General features: G+C 50.0%; 12 protein-coding genes and 1 riboswitch. Of the genes, 5 read left to right on the top strand and 7 right to left on the bottom strand.

Annotated features, from left to right (window positions below; genetic code table 11):
- Positions 1-59: 59 nt before the first annotated feature.
- Positions 60-938 carry a 3-hydroxybutyrate dehydrogenase gene (locus tag ACK5NH_RS04110; protein WP_416917916.1) on the bottom strand — a complete coding sequence of 293 codons (879 nt, stop codon included), beginning with the start codon at positions 936-938 and terminating at the stop codon, positions 60-62.
- 140 nt (positions 939-1078) lie between these two features.
- Here ACK5NH_RS04110 and ACK5NH_RS04105 point away from each other — a divergent pair, with 140 nt between their 5' ends.
- Together ACK5NH_RS04105 and ACK5NH_RS04100 are read left to right on the top strand one after the other, a co-directional pair.
- Entirely contained in the window at positions 1079-1786 is a 708-nt protein-coding gene (locus tag ACK5NH_RS04105; RefSeq protein ID WP_007645350.1) for a CoA transferase subunit A, read from the top strand.
- Positions 1787-1795: 9 nt separating this feature from the next.
- Positions 1796-2458, top strand: coding sequence for a 3-oxoacid CoA-transferase subunit B (locus ACK5NH_RS04100; protein ID WP_011625148.1), 663 nt, complete (start codon positions 1796-1798; stop codon positions 2456-2458).
- 103 nt (positions 2459-2561) lie between these two features.
- Here the strand turns inward: ACK5NH_RS04100 and metE are convergent, their stop codons facing one another.
- Positions 2562-4844, bottom strand: a complete 2283-nt coding sequence (gene metE / locus ACK5NH_RS04095) for a 5-methyltetrahydropteroyltriglutamate--homocysteine S-methyltransferase (RefSeq protein ID WP_416917915.1) — start codon at positions 4842-4844, stop codon at positions 2562-2564.
- A gap of 200 nt (positions 4845-5044) precedes the next feature.
- Between metE and ACK5NH_RS04090 the strand changes: the two genes are divergently transcribed.
- Positions 5045-5950: a LysR family transcriptional regulator gene (locus ACK5NH_RS04090; RefSeq protein ID WP_011624035.1), complete on the top strand. Its 906-nt coding sequence runs from the start codon at positions 5045-5047 to the stop codon at positions 5948-5950.
- A gap of 55 nt (positions 5951-6005) precedes the next feature.
- On the opposite strand, the gene ACK5NH_RS04085 is transcribed toward ACK5NH_RS04090, so the two are convergent.
- The 5 genes from ACK5NH_RS04085 to ACK5NH_RS04065 form a co-directional block, all read right to left on the bottom strand.
- Positions 6006-6734 (bottom strand): HDOD domain-containing protein, encoded by a 729-nt coding sequence (locus ACK5NH_RS04085; RefSeq protein WP_416917914.1) that lies wholly within the window; start codon positions 6732-6734, stop codon positions 6006-6008.
- A gap of 280 nt (positions 6735-7014) precedes the next feature.
- Positions 7015-8976 (bottom strand): TonB-dependent receptor, encoded by a 1962-nt coding sequence (locus ACK5NH_RS04080; RefSeq protein WP_416917913.1) that lies wholly within the window; start codon positions 8974-8976, stop codon positions 7015-7017.
- Positions 8977-9084: 108 nt separating this feature from the next.
- Positions 9085-9319: riboswitch (cobalamin riboswitch) on the bottom strand.
- A gap of 125 nt (positions 9320-9444) precedes the next feature.
- Positions 9445-10113: a hypothetical protein gene (locus ACK5NH_RS04075; RefSeq protein ID WP_416917912.1), complete on the bottom strand. Its 669-nt coding sequence runs from the start codon at positions 10111-10113 to the stop codon at positions 9445-9447.
- Positions 10114-10350: 237 nt separating this feature from the next.
- Positions 10351-11787 carry a hypothetical protein gene (locus ACK5NH_RS04070; protein ID WP_416917911.1) on the bottom strand — a complete coding sequence of 479 codons (1437 nt, stop codon included), beginning with the start codon at positions 11785-11787 and terminating at the stop codon, positions 10351-10353.
- Between the two features lie 3 nt (positions 11788-11790).
- The gene (locus ACK5NH_RS04065; protein ID WP_416917946.1) at positions 11791-13152 is read right to left on the bottom strand and encodes a hypothetical protein; all 1362 of its coding nucleotides are present in this window, start codon (positions 13150-13152) and stop codon (positions 11791-11793) included.
- Between the two features lie 207 nt (positions 13153-13359).
- Here ACK5NH_RS04065 and rihA point away from each other — a divergent pair, with 207 nt between their 5' ends.
- Both rihA and rbsK read left to right on the top strand, forming a co-directional pair.
- On the top strand, positions 13360-14316 hold the full coding sequence (rihA, locus tag ACK5NH_RS04060; protein ID WP_416917910.1) for a pyrimidine-specific ribonucleoside hydrolase RihA: 957 nt from the start codon (positions 13360-13362) through the stop codon (positions 14314-14316).
- Positions 14317-14334: 18 nt separating this feature from the next.
- Positions 14335-15128, top strand: a 794-nt coding sequence (gene rbsK / locus ACK5NH_RS04055) for a ribokinase (protein WP_416917909.1), incomplete at its 3' end; no start/stop codon positions are given.

The following is a 15128-nucleotide window of genomic DNA, read 5'->3' as shown; positions in this document are numbered from 1 at the left end:
CGCTAAAGTAATGCTAACCAGTTGAGCTAAAAACGATTGTGCCAGCCTTTGATGTAAACCTATTGCGCGGTCCAGGCGCCGTCCATGGCCAGCGATGCGCCCGTAATACCCCGCGCCGCATTACTACATAGAAACAGTACAAACTCGCCAATCTGACGTGGGTCGAGCATCTCAGGCAGGGGTTGTTTTGCCGTTACGAGCTGGTACTTAGCCTCGTCGTAACTTAAGCCCTTATTGCTGGCGATGGCCTCAATCTGCTTATTGATCAGCGGTGTATCTACCCAACCAGGGCAAATAGCATTGACGGTAATGCCTTGCTCGGCGCACTCGATAGCCACGACTTTGGTTAAGCCGACAATCCCGTGTTTAGCCGCACAGTAGGCCGCCTTGTTGACCGAGGCCACTAAGCCATGTACCGAGGCGATATTGATAATTCGGCCCCAACGCTTTTCGGCCATGGCAGGCACTACCATTTGGATGGTATGAAAGGCGGACGATAAGTTAATGGCGATAATGTCGTTCCATTTATCAATCGGGAAATGAGCGACATTTTCAGTGTGTTGAATACCGGCGTTATTCACCAAAATATCAATACTGCCCAAAGCCTTAACGCCCGCGTCCATAAAGGCATGGATGCTCTCGGGATCCCGCAGATCGGCATTACTGAAGTAAGTGTGAATATGATATTGCTCGGCAAATTCCGCCGCGAGGCGCCGCCCCTCTTCCTCAGGCATTAACCCATGCAGGATCAGATGACAACCTTGCTCCGCCAGCACATGGGCCGTTGCTAAACCAATTCCACTGGTGGAGCCGGTGATCAGCCCTACCTTACCCTTTAAGCTTGAGTTTTCAACCTCCATATTGCTTGTCTCCCGATGCTTTAAAATCCATTCACAGTCCTTTATCCATGCCTTGAACACAGGCATGGCGGGGCGCACATCCTCAATGCCCCAGACTCAATGTCACTAGAATATGGCAATTGGCCGCGGTTTTATTTGGCACCTTAGTACCATAGGAGCGCCCGAAAAATTGGGTAATAGTAAGCGCCACACTTTCAGCAAGCGTAAGAGAGCACTCCATGTCTGGATTGAATAAGGTGGTTACCAGCTACGCCGATGCGTTAGCGGGACTCGAAGATGGGATGACCATTATTGCGGGCGGCTTTGGCCTTTGCGGTATTCCTGAAAATCTCATCAAAGAAATCAAACACAAGGGCACCAAAAATCTGACCGTTGTCTCCAATAACTGCGGCACCACGGAATACGGGCTGGGGATCTTACTGCTCGATAAACAGATCAAAAAAATGATCGCCTCCTATGTTGGCGAGAATGCCAACTTCGAGGCGCAGATGATGTCTGGCGAACTGGAGGTCGAACTCACGCCACAGGGCACGCTGGCGGAAAAAATGCGCGCGGCGGGCGCCGGCATTCCGGCTTTTTATACCGCGACCGGCTATGGCACGGACGTGGCAATGGGTAAAGAAGTCAAAGAATTCAATGGTCGCCATTATATTCTTGAAGAATCCATCACCGGCGACTTTGCCCTAGTCAAAGCCTGGAAGGCCGACACCTTCGGCAATTTAGTCTTTCGCAGAACCGCCCGTAACTTCAATCCGCTTGCCGCCACCGCGGGCAAGATTACCGTGGTGGAGGTGGAGGAAATTGTCGAGCCGGGTCAATTAGATCCCGATGAAATCCATACGCCCGGCATCTATGTCGACAGGCTTATCCAAGGCTGCTTCGAGAAGCGTATCGAGCAACTGACTACCCGCCCCTCCAGCAAATAGGATTTGGTTATGGCACTTTCAAGAGAACAACTCGCCCAGCGCGTCGCCCAAGAACTCAAAGATGGCTATTACGTGAATCTCGGCATTGGTATCCCCACACTGGTGGCCAACTATATTCCCGAAGGCATTGAAGTGATGCTGCAATCCGAAAACGGCCTCCTAGGGATGGGCCCTTTCCCCACCATGGAAGAGGTCGATGCCGACTTGATCAATGCCGGCAAGCAGACAGTGACTATGGCAAGGGGCGCCGCCATCTTCGACTCGGCCGAGTCCTTTGCGATGATCCGCGGCGGCCATGTGGATCTCACCGTATTAGGTGCCTTTGAGGTCGACACTCAGGGCAATATCGCCTCCTATATGATCCCGGGTAAACTGATTAAGGGCATGGGCGGCGCCATGGATCTTGTCGCTGGCGCCGACAATATAATTGTGACCATGACCCACGCCTCAAAACACGGTGAATCCAAGCTGTTAACCGAGTGCACCCTGCCGCTAACGGGTAAGGGCTGCATCAAAAAAGTACTGACAGACTTGGCCTTTATCGAAATCAAAGAAGGCAAGTTCCATCTGCTCGAACGCGCCCCCGGCGTGAGTGTCGAGGAGATTATTAAGCTCACCGCTGGCGAATTGGTGGTACCTGAACATGTCCCCGAGATGATGTTTAACGAATAAGTTCAACTATGCCTTTTCAAATCGCCAATAAAAACAGGGATACCTAAGGTATCCCTGTTTTTACGCTATGCCAAAGAGGCATAGATTGCAGATTTTACAGCGCTTAGCCGAGGCGGCGACGCAGTTCGCGGGTCGCATCCACCATGTTCTTCAGTGCGGGTTCTACCTCATCCCAAGTGCGGGTTTTAAGGCCGCAATCGGGGTTAACCCACAGTTGGCGCACAGGCACTTTTTGCGCCGCTTTTTCGATAAGGTGCACCATGGCCTCAACACTTGGGGTATTTGGCGAGTGGATATCGTAAACGCCTGGGCCAATTTCATTTGGATATTCAAAATCTTCAAAGGCGTTGAGCAGCTCCATGCGTGAACGCGAGGTCTCGATGGTGATGACGTCCGCATCCATGGCGGCAATGGCGGCAATCGTGTCGTTAAACTCGCTGTAGCACATATGAGTGTGGATTTGGGTTTCATCCACAACACCCGCCGCACTCAGTTTAAAAGCATTCACCGCCCAATCTAAGTAAGCTTGCCACTCGCTTTGCTTTAATGGCAGACCTTCGCGGAAGGCTGGCTCATCAATTTGAATAATGCCAATGCCTGCATTTTGTAAATCCACCACTTCATCACGAATCGCCAACGCCAATTGGGTAGCAATGGTATCGCGGCTGATATCTTCACGGGCAAACGACCAATGTAGAATCGTCACAGGACCCGTTAGCATGCCTTTGACGGGTTTGTCCGTCAGGCTTTGGGCGAATTCGGCCCACTCAACCGTCATAGCCTTAGGGCGGCTCACATCACCATAAATCAACGGCGGCTTAACGCAGCGAGAACCATAACTCTGCACCCAACCATTTTTGGTAAAGCCCACGCCTTCGAGCTGCTCGCCGAAGTATTCGACCATGTCATTACGCTCGGCCTCACCGTGTACTAGCACATCGATACCGAGTTTAAGTTGACGGTCGATGGTATCACGGGTCACTTGCTGCAACTGCTCGGTATATTGGGCATCGCTTAACTCCCCTTTGCGCCAGCGGCTACGTAAACCACGGATGGCAGGCGTTTGTGGGAACGAACCAATAGTGGTCGTTGGCAGCAATGGCAAACGATACTTGCGCTGCTGCACCGCTTGGCGATCAGTAAATTCGCTCACACGTTCATAGTCGGCTTGGGTCAGCGCAGTCACACGGGCGATGACTTTTGCATCCGCCGCCTGTGCTTTAGCCTCACGGCGTGCCAAACAAGTGTTAACTATCTCTTTGGCCGCGACAGACTCAGGAGCCAGTAACAATTGACGCACATTGGCCAGTTCCAACAGCTTTTGCTTAGCAAACGCGAGCTGTTGACGTAGCGCTGGCGTGAGGGTTGTCTCTACCTCTAAATCCACAGGGCTGTGCAGCAGCGAACAGGAGGTGCCAATCCATAGGCGAGATCCGTCTTGTGAGCATAAGTCCCTGGCAACACTGCCGATACGCTCTACAATCAGGTCAACCTCTGCCGCCCACACGTTACGGCCATTAACTACACCCGCTGACAGAATTTGATCTGGTCTTAATGCATTGGCAAACAAGGCCAATTGCTCTGGGGCTGTCACTAAATCGAGGTGCAGACCCGCAACAGGCAGCGCGGAAACCAGCGCCTGATGATGGCTTATGCTGCCATAGTAACTGGTGAGTAAAATCTTCACTTGAGCCGTTTTAAGCGCTTGATAAGCTTCGCTAATCGCTGCTTGCCAATCGGCGGCTAATTCGAGTGCCAGAATCGGCTCCTCAAGTTGTACCCAAGTCACGCCCTGCGCGGCAAAACGCGCAAGAATGTCGGCATAGGCCTTTAACAGATTGGGCAATAGGCTGAGTTTATCGAAATCCTGACCCACGGTTTTTGCCAGATACAAGTAACTCACAGGGCCTAACAGCACTGGCTTGGCTTGGTAACCCAGCGCCTGCGCCTCGGCGACTTCATCAAAAAACTGCTCATAGGCGATAGAGAACACTTGGTCTTGCTTAAGCTCTGGCACTAAGTAGTGATAGTTAGTGTTGAAATACTTCGTCATTTCCGAGGCTGGCGCATCGGTGCCAGTTGGTGCACGACCACGGGCAACGCGGAATAAGGTATCAAGATCGATAGCGCCCTCGCCACGGTGACGATCTGGAATGGCGTTCAGGGTCGCACTCAGGGTTAACACTTGATCGTAAAAGGCAAAATCACCCACTGGCACTTGCTCAATCCCAGCGGCGACTTGCCATTGCCAATGGGTGCGGCGTAACTCCTTGGCCACCTCATGCAGCTCAGCTTGAGTGCTCTCACCACGCCAGTATTTTTCGAGGGCAAATTTCAGTTCACGACGACGCCCGATACGGGGAAAACCAAGACTGTTTAATTGCATACCATATCTTCCTTTATTTGAGATAAGCCATATTCGGCACTTGCACCCAGCTGATGGTGTTTTCTTGGCAATTTTTCGCATTTAAGCCTTGATAAATCACAGTGGGCGTCTGGACGTCTAGAAGTTTATTGTGATAGTCTCTATGCCAGCAACCGAATTGATTTCAAGCACAACATGAGCGAAATTCACTTGGAGTGATCATGATCGAACTAAGACATCTGCGAACCTTAATGGCACTGAAGGAAAGTGGCAGCTTGGCGGGCGCAGCCAAAAAACGTTTTGTCACTCAATCGGCTCTCTCCCATCAAATTAAGGAGTTAGAGCAACGAATTAATTCGCCCATTTTTGTGCGTAAAAGCAAACCCCTCTCCTTTACTCAGGAAGGCGCACGCCTGTTGCACCTCGCCGAGGAGATCCTGCCTAAGGTGTTAGAAACGGAAACGGATCTGAAAAATGGTCTGGAAACAGAGACCAATCAACTCAGAGTGGGGATTGAATGCCACAGCTGTTTTCGCTGGTTAATGCCAGTGATGGAGCAATTTAGGCAAGATCATCCGCAGGCCGAGTTAGATCTGTCGAGCCGGCATCTGTTCGATTCGCTCAATGCCTTAGAAATGGGCGAACTCGATATAGTGCTGACCTCAGATCCTGTGCCGGGACACTCGCTCGCATATCAGCATTTGTTTGATTTTGAAGTGAAGTTAGTGGTTGCCAAGGATCATCCCTTAGCGAAAGAAGCCTATGTTACGCCTAAGCAATTGGCTCGCTTACCCATAATCAGCTACCCAGTGCCACTGGCGCGTTTAGATATTTACCGCCACTTTTTAGAACCCGCTGGTGTTGAGGCGGGCGAACAAAAGACCTGCGATTTGACCATGATGTTATTGCAACGCATCGCCTGCAAGGACGGTATCGCCGCCCTCCCCAACTGGTCAATCAATGAGGGACATGGATTGAGTTTAGCTTCAGTCAAACTTGGCCAAGAAGGCTTAAAACGCCCACTATTTGGTGCTTATCGCCGCCACAGCGCAAACTCGGCCTTAGTGCAAAACTGGCTGCAATTGGTGGCAAGCGAAGGCTTAGCTCGCCAGCAGAAATCCAATTAATTAACTGAAATAAAAACAAAGCCTGCAATCGCAGGCTTTGTTTTATTAGAAGATCTTAGAGCGGATTAAGCAATAAACCGCGCATTGACAATACACGGCGCAGAATTAATCCAGGTGAATTCTGATTACGGGTCTGGCGTAAATTGTGGGCGATCATAAACTCTTGGCGTAGATCCTGATCGAGATCTAAGGCCTCAAAGGCTTCGATGGTTAAGGTCTGCTGCTGATTATCAATCAATGACTTAATCACGCTTAACGGGAAAGATTGCTCAGAGCTGGCATTTAAGTAAGCAAAGGCCGTTAAGGCAATGATTTGCCCGAACACGCTAAACAGCGCCAAGGTTTGTACTTCATCGGGGTCAACTTCGACATCCTGCATATCGACTAGGCTGTCGACCGCATCGATAGCGATATTTTCCGTTAATTTCCAATAACCTTGCACCAACTTCTTATAGGGTTGGGGTAATTCATCGAGGCGTTCTTTCAAATAGAAGGTGAAGGCATAACGATAAATATTGACCTGGCCTAAACGGATTAGGGCGTCTTTTAAGGAACGAGATTTAGGATTTACGACGCCTGAAGCCTGCGCCGAATTACTGCGCATCAACATGTGGGCAGCTAACGCGGGATCGCTCGAAATAATATCGATCACATTACGAATGTCGCCTTCGGCTAGGATCGCTTTTTTGAGTGGAATTAAGATCCCACGGCGACCGATCACTTGCTCTTCATTCGCTATGATGGCTCTCACTTGAGTAAAAACCTGTTGCTCAAGATCTGTCATAAGACACTTTACACCTGTTAATTAGCTATAAGATGATTCGAATACCGCTCACATCATACCCAAACTACTGAGAATTTCAGCCCTAAGTCGCAGAATAATTGTGACTATGCTTTAGATGAAGTGATCTATAGCACAAGCAACGACTTAGGCTATCTCAAAATAGGCTGAACTTATAAAGAATACACCGAGAAAATGGATTTTTCTCTGCGCATAGCCAAACAACAGAAATAATAAAGCCAGACTGAGTCTGGCTTTATTCGGTTAAGCATTTATTTCAAGCTTAGAAGCGGTAACCCACAGTCAAGCGAATATCACGGCCTCGGCCTGAGTAATAGCTATCACCCCAAATGCCACCGTAGTAACCCGAGCTAACATACTCTTTATCAAACAGGTTATCGATACGCAGGCTCGCTAACCAAGCATCACGGGTATAGTTCAGGGCTAGATTACCTAAAACATAGCTAGATAATTTATCGCCTTCGTTGCCGTTATCGCCTTCGATAAAACGATCGCCCGTGTAAATTGCCTCGGCAAACACTTGGAAATGCTCGGCAAAATCCATGCTGACATAACCGCGTCCCGTATGCTCAGCCACCCAAGACAATTGCTTGCCATCATTCACCCCGTCGGTAAATTCGGCATCGATATAGTTATATTCCAAACCTAAGGTGAGGGCTTGAGTGACCTGCCAATCCCAATCGGCACTCGCGCCATAACGGCGTGAGGCATCGGCATTGACGTTGGCGCCTTGGAAGCTGCCACCAACAGGTTTTTCAGCACTCGGATCGAAGACGATTTCATCTTCTAAATCGAGGCGGTATAGGCTGACGCGTAGGCTTTGGCTAGCAACAGTCCAATCCCAACCCGCCTCATAGGAGCGGCCCGTCTGCGGCTTTAAGCCATACACATCTTTCGGGGTGTAGGCTTGCTCATCGACCTTAGCAAAACGGAAGTTTTCATCGCCACGCAGATAGAATCTGTGCTCAGCACTCGGGCGATAGTTTAAACCGAACTCGAATGCGGTCGCATCTTCATCTAAATCGATGCCATTTGGATAAACATTGCCATCAACCAGATCGTCGGTCACCCGCGCATAACGTCCGCCCACCACATAACTTAAGGTGTGCCTTAATGGCACAGTAGCTTGCAGGTAAGCACTTTGCATTTCCTGCACATTGTTGCGCGCCATAGAGTCAAACTCGGCCTTACCGCGGCTGATATCCAAACCTGTGACTAGGTTTAGCTCACCTTGACGGGTACTGTAATTGGCGAGCGCTTTAGGACTAAACATCAGTAGTGAGCGAGTGTTATGGCTACCCGCGCCCCAGTTGAGTGAGCTAACTAAAGTATCGCTATAATCCAAATCCGCAGCTAACGCCCAATTCTGGTTAAGTTGATGCTGATAACCGCTGCGCGCCGCTGTGGTCATCTCATGGACATATTCGCTGCTATTTGAAGAAAGCTGCGGATCTTTGTTGAACTGATCTTCGGTCAGTGAGCCTGGATTTTCGCGGTCATCATCGTAATAGCTGGTTTCAACGAAGAAAGAGTCAGTGGCGGTTTTATATTGAATACGACCAAGGATAGAACCCGTTTCATTGGCATTGTGTTTGCGATAGTTATCGCCTTGGTTGTAGCTACCGGTCAGGAAGTAATGCCAATCTTTATTGATTGCGCCCGACACATCGCCGCGACCTTCGTAGGTATTAAAGCTGCCGCCGGATAATTGCACACTGCCGCCCGTATTCTCAGGCGACTTAGTCACAATATTGATCACCCCGCCTACCGCTTGGTCGCCATAGAGCACGCCAGCACTGCCAGATAGAATTTCGACCCGCTCAATTAAATTGAGTGGAATCGCATTCAGGCTAGGCGCGGCGATATCGATATTATTTAAGCGGCGACCATCGAGCAAAATCAAGGTGTTGTTAACCGCAGAGCTCGCGCTAAAGCCACGCATCGCGAAACTAGTACCAATATTATTGTCGGACAGCTGAATACCGCTTTGACCACGTAACACTTCGGTCAAGCTGGTTGCGCCACTCTGCTCAATCGCAGCGGCATCAATCACATTCACATTGGCGGCAATATTTAAGGGGGTCTTGTCTGAACGGCCAATGACGACGATATGCTCATCGACTTTGGCAACGCTGGCATCATCGGCCGCCACGGCGGGGGCGATAACAGAAAAGCTGCAAAGGCTGCCGATCAGCAGCGCGATTTTAGTTGGATGTGTTCCCATTTTACCTTTAACTCCTGCAAGGAAAACGGGGCATTGGCGCCACGATACCGTTGATTCAGTAACAAATACTGACAGTCACTATCGCATTTTGAGATCTGCCCACCGAAATCTCAAAAACACCTTTAGGGCCGGTCTCCGGACTTAGGCTATGTTAATCCAAGCAATAGAAGGACTAACGCGAAACTGACCTTTACACACTCGATTCTCTGGCTCACCTTGAGCTACCTTGCGAATGCGGTCGTCTCTCACCTTTTACCGTTGCGGGGGCAGTGCCAGAATTTCACTGGCTTCCCGATTATCTCGCGACGAATGCATCGCAAGCACCACAGAAGGTTGACTAAAAATAGGTTCAGAGGGCGAAAAACCAGTTAACGCCCAATAAGGCTCGTGGCATATCAAGCCTGAGCGCGCGCATTATAGACGTCTATACGGATGAAAGTCCATGCTCATCCGTCTCACGACTGACAACTACTTTAATGAATAGGGCGCTAAGCCTGAAATAAAGTCGGCACTGTTAGCCGCCTGCAAGGGAGGTTTGTCGGCAGAAAACACATCGCCACGCATCGATTTATGCAGTAAATACAAGTCCTTGTTACCACTTACCACGGTATAGTAACCAATTTCGCCTTGGGGATTTGAGGTAAAGGTACTCGGATTGAACTGAGTTGCGCCATGGACATGCGGCATTGTGGTACACCCGAGAATGGCCTGAAAACCTTCATGACCATCCACTTGGGTATCACCCAGTTTTTGATACACCACTTCACCGTCACAGGCCGCTTGGTAAGTTTCAGCCATCGCATCTAAAAACTGCTCGGGGCTCACGCTTTCGGCCATGTCCTTAAAGCCTTGCACACAAAACAGTGCACTCCATTGATTGAGCGCCTCCTGCTCCGGCACAAATTCCGCCATAAACATGCCCGCACGTTCCTCATGGTAGGCTTGACGCCAACCCTTTGGCAGATTAAATCCTAATTGCTGACTAAAGACAGGCAATACATGGGTATGCGACGCGCCACTTTCGCTGCGAGGCATATCCAATTTCGCCTCGACGGATTCAGATCCGATTAGGCTGCACAGCATTAATACGCTCGCGCCCTGCCATAACCTCACCTGCATATGGGGTATACATTTCATTATTATCATCCTTGTATCGCATTGGTATGGGTTAATACGACATATGAAATTGCATAGAAAACATCCAGTATTCTAGCGAAGATGTAAATAAGATAACAGTTAAAAAGCTAAACAAAATGATACTTATACAGTCACAACAACTGTAAAACAGCAAATAGCAGCCAAAGATAGGGTCGATGATGGATTTAAAAAGCTGGTGAATGAACTTTCACCAGCAGAGAAATGCCCTACAATGAGTTAGTCAAATGACCAATTGATTTTCCGCTGCGGCCTTGCCTGACTCAAAATCGCCTGCCGTTGCTCTGGAGTCTCACATTGGGCAGCGGGGGTGAATTCCAGCGGCTTAACCACCAAGGAATCGGCAGGTTGTACCGGTGATTTATCAAACATTCCGAGATTCATCGACCAAGAGACCCATTCTCCCTTTTCACTGATCCCCACAAAACCATCATTTGCCGGCGCTAGCCAAGTGAGGCGTGGAATGCGTTCAATCAGTTGCTCGACATTTTTAAGATCTGCCCGATAACCGACGGGTACCACTTTGCCGTCGGGGCGCGTAAAGGCAAAGGAGGACTTACCTAGGGTAATTTTGCTGCCTTGCTGCCAATATTTGTCGAGGATCGCTTGAGCATGATGAAAGCCAAACAGATAGGCGTAATCCGTATCGTCGGCGAGAATTTGCGGCGTGGCGTTGTCACGCAGTAACAAGAATCCCGGGCCGACGCTGATAATCTCCTTCACGCCTGTGATATCGGTTTTCTTGATCCAATCGACGCCACAGTTAATGCCATCGCCCCAGAAATGGGCATCCCCCGTCGGACTTAACACCGCAAACGCGCAACTGTTTGCCGTGAGACTCGCCACATCCTTAAGAGCGCTGCGGATCGGATAAGCATCACTGCGCCAGCCCCAACTCACCACTGAGCCATCTTTTTTCAAAGCGGCATAGGTATTTTGAAAATATTCGATATGTTTAATATCCATCAGCTGCGACTGCAACTTCTTCATATTGGTCGAACTTTCAACCTCACCCCACACTACAGCGCTGGCGTCTTTTTTCAGGGCAATAAAACTGCGCCCTTTAGCAAAGATATCGACCACATCGACTAAGTCATTTTGCACCTGCAAACTATTGCCGCCGTAAGGCCCATAGCCCCAAGTATGCACCTTACCATTGGCATCTAGCGCGGCTAGGGCCTCTCGGTTGGCAAATAGCTTAGTGATATTAGTCATGCGCGCTTGCAATGCCTTGTCCAGACTTAATTTTCCCGAATTGCCCCAATAGACCACAGAGCCATCTTTACGCAGCGCGGCAAACCCGTCTTTGACCGGGACAATTTGCTTCACTTGCTTAAGTTGTTCTGTCACTTCACGGCTATCGCCACCAGCAAAACTGTCACCCCAAGTGATCACCTCACCCGACTGAGTTAATGCGGCGAAGGCCGTGCTGTTTGTCACCACAGTCTCAACTGCGGGTAAATCGCAGGGAATATGGCGATAGTTCGGATTCGCCTTTTCCTGAAACTGGATAAGCTTGCCGTTATCAAATTGCAGCAAGGATTCCTTTTCATTTTCGACGACGGCTACGGGTTTAGGTTGGCTACAGGCGGTTAATTGTAACGCCACTAAGGCGGCCACCAGTGCCAAGGGGCGTGAGATAGGATAAGACTGCATTACTTATTTCCCTGTATTTGCTGAAACTTTGGTTGCTGAAACTTTAGTTACTGACAACGCGGTTTGCTGATTGGGTTGTGCTAATTTGGCTAATATCGACTCGAGTAACGGCTTAAGTTGGTATTCAAAGCCCTGACGCGAATCGATACGGGTTAAGAGAACTTGAATTTGTTTATCCAGCGCCTGCGCACTGTTTTGGCTTAGGGTGTCGAACGCCTGCGCCTGTGTTAAGGCTGTTAAGAGCAGCCGTTGAACTGGGCCGATAACCTGCACCACTTGGCGATTCAGTGCGGTATTGTCGAGCACTAATGTCGCCAAGCAGAGTAAATAATCGAGGTGCACCGCAAAATCGACGGAGCATTGTTTTTCATCTGCCAAGCCGAACCTTAGTACTTTGGCCTCGCACAGCGCCTTCAATGCCGCTAACTTTTCTGCGGTTAATTCCAATGCAAAGAGCAACTGCTTAGTGCGCGTCATCAACACAAAGCTGGCTAAGGTTTTAGCCGACAACGCCTGTTTACTACGGGCGAGCATCGCCAGCGCTAAGTCGTGAAATCCTAATGAACTCAAACGATAAAAGCTTATCATCACAATAGATTCGTCTACCGATTCCAGCTTTTTTTTGCTCGGTGAAGTTTGCATTTGCTCGAATAAATCGACCAAACGCGGATAGTGCTCAGGGCTGCGACCTAAATGCTCAGCCGCCTCCCAGACCAAAATATTCGCGGCGGGATGCTGCCGATAGGTTTCAAGCGAACGGATAATCCCAGTGTAATCCTGTTGCTGCCCTAAACCCTTAAGTATTGGCACATAACGGAACTCGGCCCAGCGGATCCTTAATAGCGTCAAACAGAAATAACCGACAAGCAAACAGCCTAATATGCCTGCGATGCCAAAGCCGAAGTCCAGTTTGGCGCGATCGCGGGTTAATTCAAGATCGGCGCTCGCCCGTGTTGGCACCTCGGGAAGATAATGCACAAAACTTTGCCCGTAGTTGGGCACTAATGCCCCAGGAGTGTCGCCCTGCGGCGGCCGTAATTGATAGGTCGCTTGGCAATTCACGCCATCGAGTTCCCATTGGCGAACGAGGTTGCCCTCTGCGGTGCGATACTCCACCAAGCAAATCAATCTTTGGTTATATACGCCCGTCGAACTGCGCTCACTGCGATAGGCCGTCTCAACCACTCGACCTATGGCTACATCGCCACGCTCTAGTAACTGATTGACCAGAAACCACTTTTGCGCCCCATCCCAGAGAAACAGCGCGGCAACACCAGCCAAAAAGAGAGGGACACAGGTCAAGAGTATTTCTAACCAACCCCAAAAACGCGCGGGTGCACTCGAGGTTAATTGACTGCGATTCATCAACACGCCAGAACTTCCTTATCATTCCATGATCGGTAAAGCATTAGAGAACTTGATTCTGCCTAAAGCGGGGCGCTATTGTAGCAGCTTATTGATAGAAATCAGAAAAAGCTCACAGTTTGCCCTAAAGACTCGGCCACATCCTAGCCTGCAAACGTGGGCGTGCTATTCTTAGCCTCCATTCCCGCTGTTTAAAGGAGTAACAGTATGAGTCGCCCAATTATTTTGGATTGCGATCCCGGCCATGACGATGCCATCGCACTCATTTTAGCCCTCGCCCATCCCGAGCTAAATCCACTGGCCGTGACCACCAGCGCCGGTAACCAAACCCCAGATAAAACCCTCAATAATGCCCTACGGATTTTAACCCTGCTCAATCGCAGCGATATTCCAGTTGCGGGCGGCGCGGTTAAACCTTTAAGCCGTGAGTTGATGATTGCCGATAACGTTCACGGTGAAACGGGACTCGATGGTCCAGCTCTGCCTGCACCGAGTTTTCAACCACAGGCCGTGAATGCGGTCGAGTTGATGGCCGAGAAAATCCGCCAAAGCGATAAGCCTGTAACCTTGGTGCCAACGGGGCCGCTCACCAATATCGCGCTGCTACTCGCCAGCCATGGCGAATTGCACGCCAAGATTGAGCGCATTGTGTTGATGGGCGGCGCTGCGGGTGTGGGTAACTGGACGCCCGCCGCCGAGTTTAATATTTTTGTCGACCCCGAGTCGGCCGATATCGTCTTTAAATCCGGCATTCCCATTACCATGTGCGGCCTCGATGTTACCCATCAGGCACAAATCATGGATGAAGATATCGAGCGCATTCGCGCCATTCCTAATCCCGTGGCTAAATGTGTCGCCGAGTTGCTAGATTTCTTTATGATTTACCATAGAGATCCCAAGTGGGGATTTGTCGGCGCGCCGCTGCACGACCCTTGCACTATAGCTTGGTTACTCAACCCCGCATTGTTTGATGCCCAAGACTGCTGGGTCGGCATTGAAACCCAAAGCGCACTCACACTGGGGATGACAGTCGTCGATCGCTATCAGCTTACGAGTAAACCCGCGAATGCCACTGTGCTATTCGGGATTGATAGACAGGGCTTTGTTGACTTGTTAGTTGACAGTTTAGCGGTCTACACACCAACCTATCTCAATCGCAGATGAACTTAAGGTAACGCTTCCATGAGTCACATACTCGTTATAGGCAGTGCCAACGCCGACCATGTTATGAATTTTGAGTATTTGCCCGCACCGGGGCAGACCTTAGTGAGTCAAAGCTACCGACTAGAGCATGGTGGCAAAGGAGCGAATCAGGCGGTGGCCTGCGCCCGCTTATGTCAGGCCGATTCGCGAGTGGATTTTATTTGTCACTTAGGTCAAGACAGCGCTGGAAACGAGATGCGCGCCAATTGGCTCAAGGATGGGATAAAAGCCGATGGCATCACGCAAGTCGCCAATATGAATAGCGGCACGGCGATGATTTTTGTCGCCGAGAATGGCGAAAATTCCATCGGCATTGCCGCTGGCGCCAATGCCCATCTAACCCCTCTTGAGATAGACAAACATTATGCTCTGTTTGCCAATGCCCAGTTTATGCTTATCCAACAGGAAACCCCGATGGATACAGTGAGCCATGCATTGCAAACCGCCAGACGCTTAGGCATTACCACAGTGCTGAATCCCGCGCCCGCCGTGAGTTCACAACTAGATTACCTCAAGTGGGTCGACATTATTACCCCAAATGAAACCGAGGCCGAAGCGTTAACTGGCATTGAGGTCAATAGTGAAGAAGATGCCAACTTAGCCGCCCAACTGCTGCATCAACAAGGGGTGACGACTGTGGTAATTACCTTAGGCAGTAAAGGTGCGTTTATCAGTAGCGCAGGCTTTACCGGGTTAATTCCGGCACTTGAAGTACAAGCCATAGATACGGTTGCCGCTGGCGATACCTTCAATGGCGCCCTAGTCGTGGGCTT

This window comes from Shewanella sp. (assembly GCF_047975355.1).
Lineage (GTDB): Bacteria > Pseudomonadota > Gammaproteobacteria > Enterobacterales > Shewanellaceae > Shewanella.
The sequence above is the reverse complement of the archived record's forward strand: the minus strand, read 5'-3'. Positions and strand labels throughout refer to the sequence as shown.

What these genes read in the sequence shown, in the direction of transcription:
- ACK5NH_RS04105 (WP_007645350.1), top strand. Translation starts at nt 1,079, where the DNA reads ATGTCTGGATTGAATAAGGTGGTTACCAGCTACGCCGATGCGTTAGCG.
- ACK5NH_RS04100 (WP_011625148.1), top strand. Translation starts at nt 1,796, where the DNA reads ATGGCACTTTCAAGAGAACAACTCGCCCAGCGCGTCGCCCAAGAACTC.
- metE (WP_416917915.1), bottom strand. Translation starts at nt 4,844, where the DNA reads ATGCAATTAAACAGTCTTGGTTTTCCCCGTATCGGGCGTCGTCGTGAA.
- ACK5NH_RS04090 (WP_011624035.1), top strand. Translation starts at nt 5,045, where the DNA reads ATGATCGAACTAAGACATCTGCGAACCTTAATGGCACTGAAGGAAAGT.
- ACK5NH_RS04085 (WP_416917914.1), bottom strand. Translation starts at nt 6,734, where the DNA reads ATGACAGATCTTGAGCAACAGGTTTTTACTCAAGTGAGAGCCATCATA.
- ACK5NH_RS04080 (WP_416917913.1), bottom strand. Translation starts at nt 8,976, where the DNA reads ATGGGAACACATCCAACTAAAATCGCGCTGCTGATCGGCAGCCTTTGC.
- ACK5NH_RS04075 (WP_416917912.1), bottom strand. Translation starts at nt 10,113, where the DNA reads ATGAAATGTATACCCCATATGCAGGTGAGGTTATGGCAGGGCGCGAGC.
- ACK5NH_RS04070 (WP_416917911.1), bottom strand. Translation starts at nt 11,787, where the DNA reads ATGCAGTCTTATCCTATCTCACGCCCCTTGGCACTGGTGGCCGCCTTA.
- ACK5NH_RS04065 (WP_416917946.1), bottom strand. Translation starts at nt 13,152, where the DNA reads ATGAATCGCAGTCAATTAACCTCGAGTGCACCCGCGCGTTTTTGGGGT.
- rihA (WP_416917910.1), top strand. Translation starts at nt 13,360, where the DNA reads ATGAGTCGCCCAATTATTTTGGATTGCGATCCCGGCCATGACGATGCC.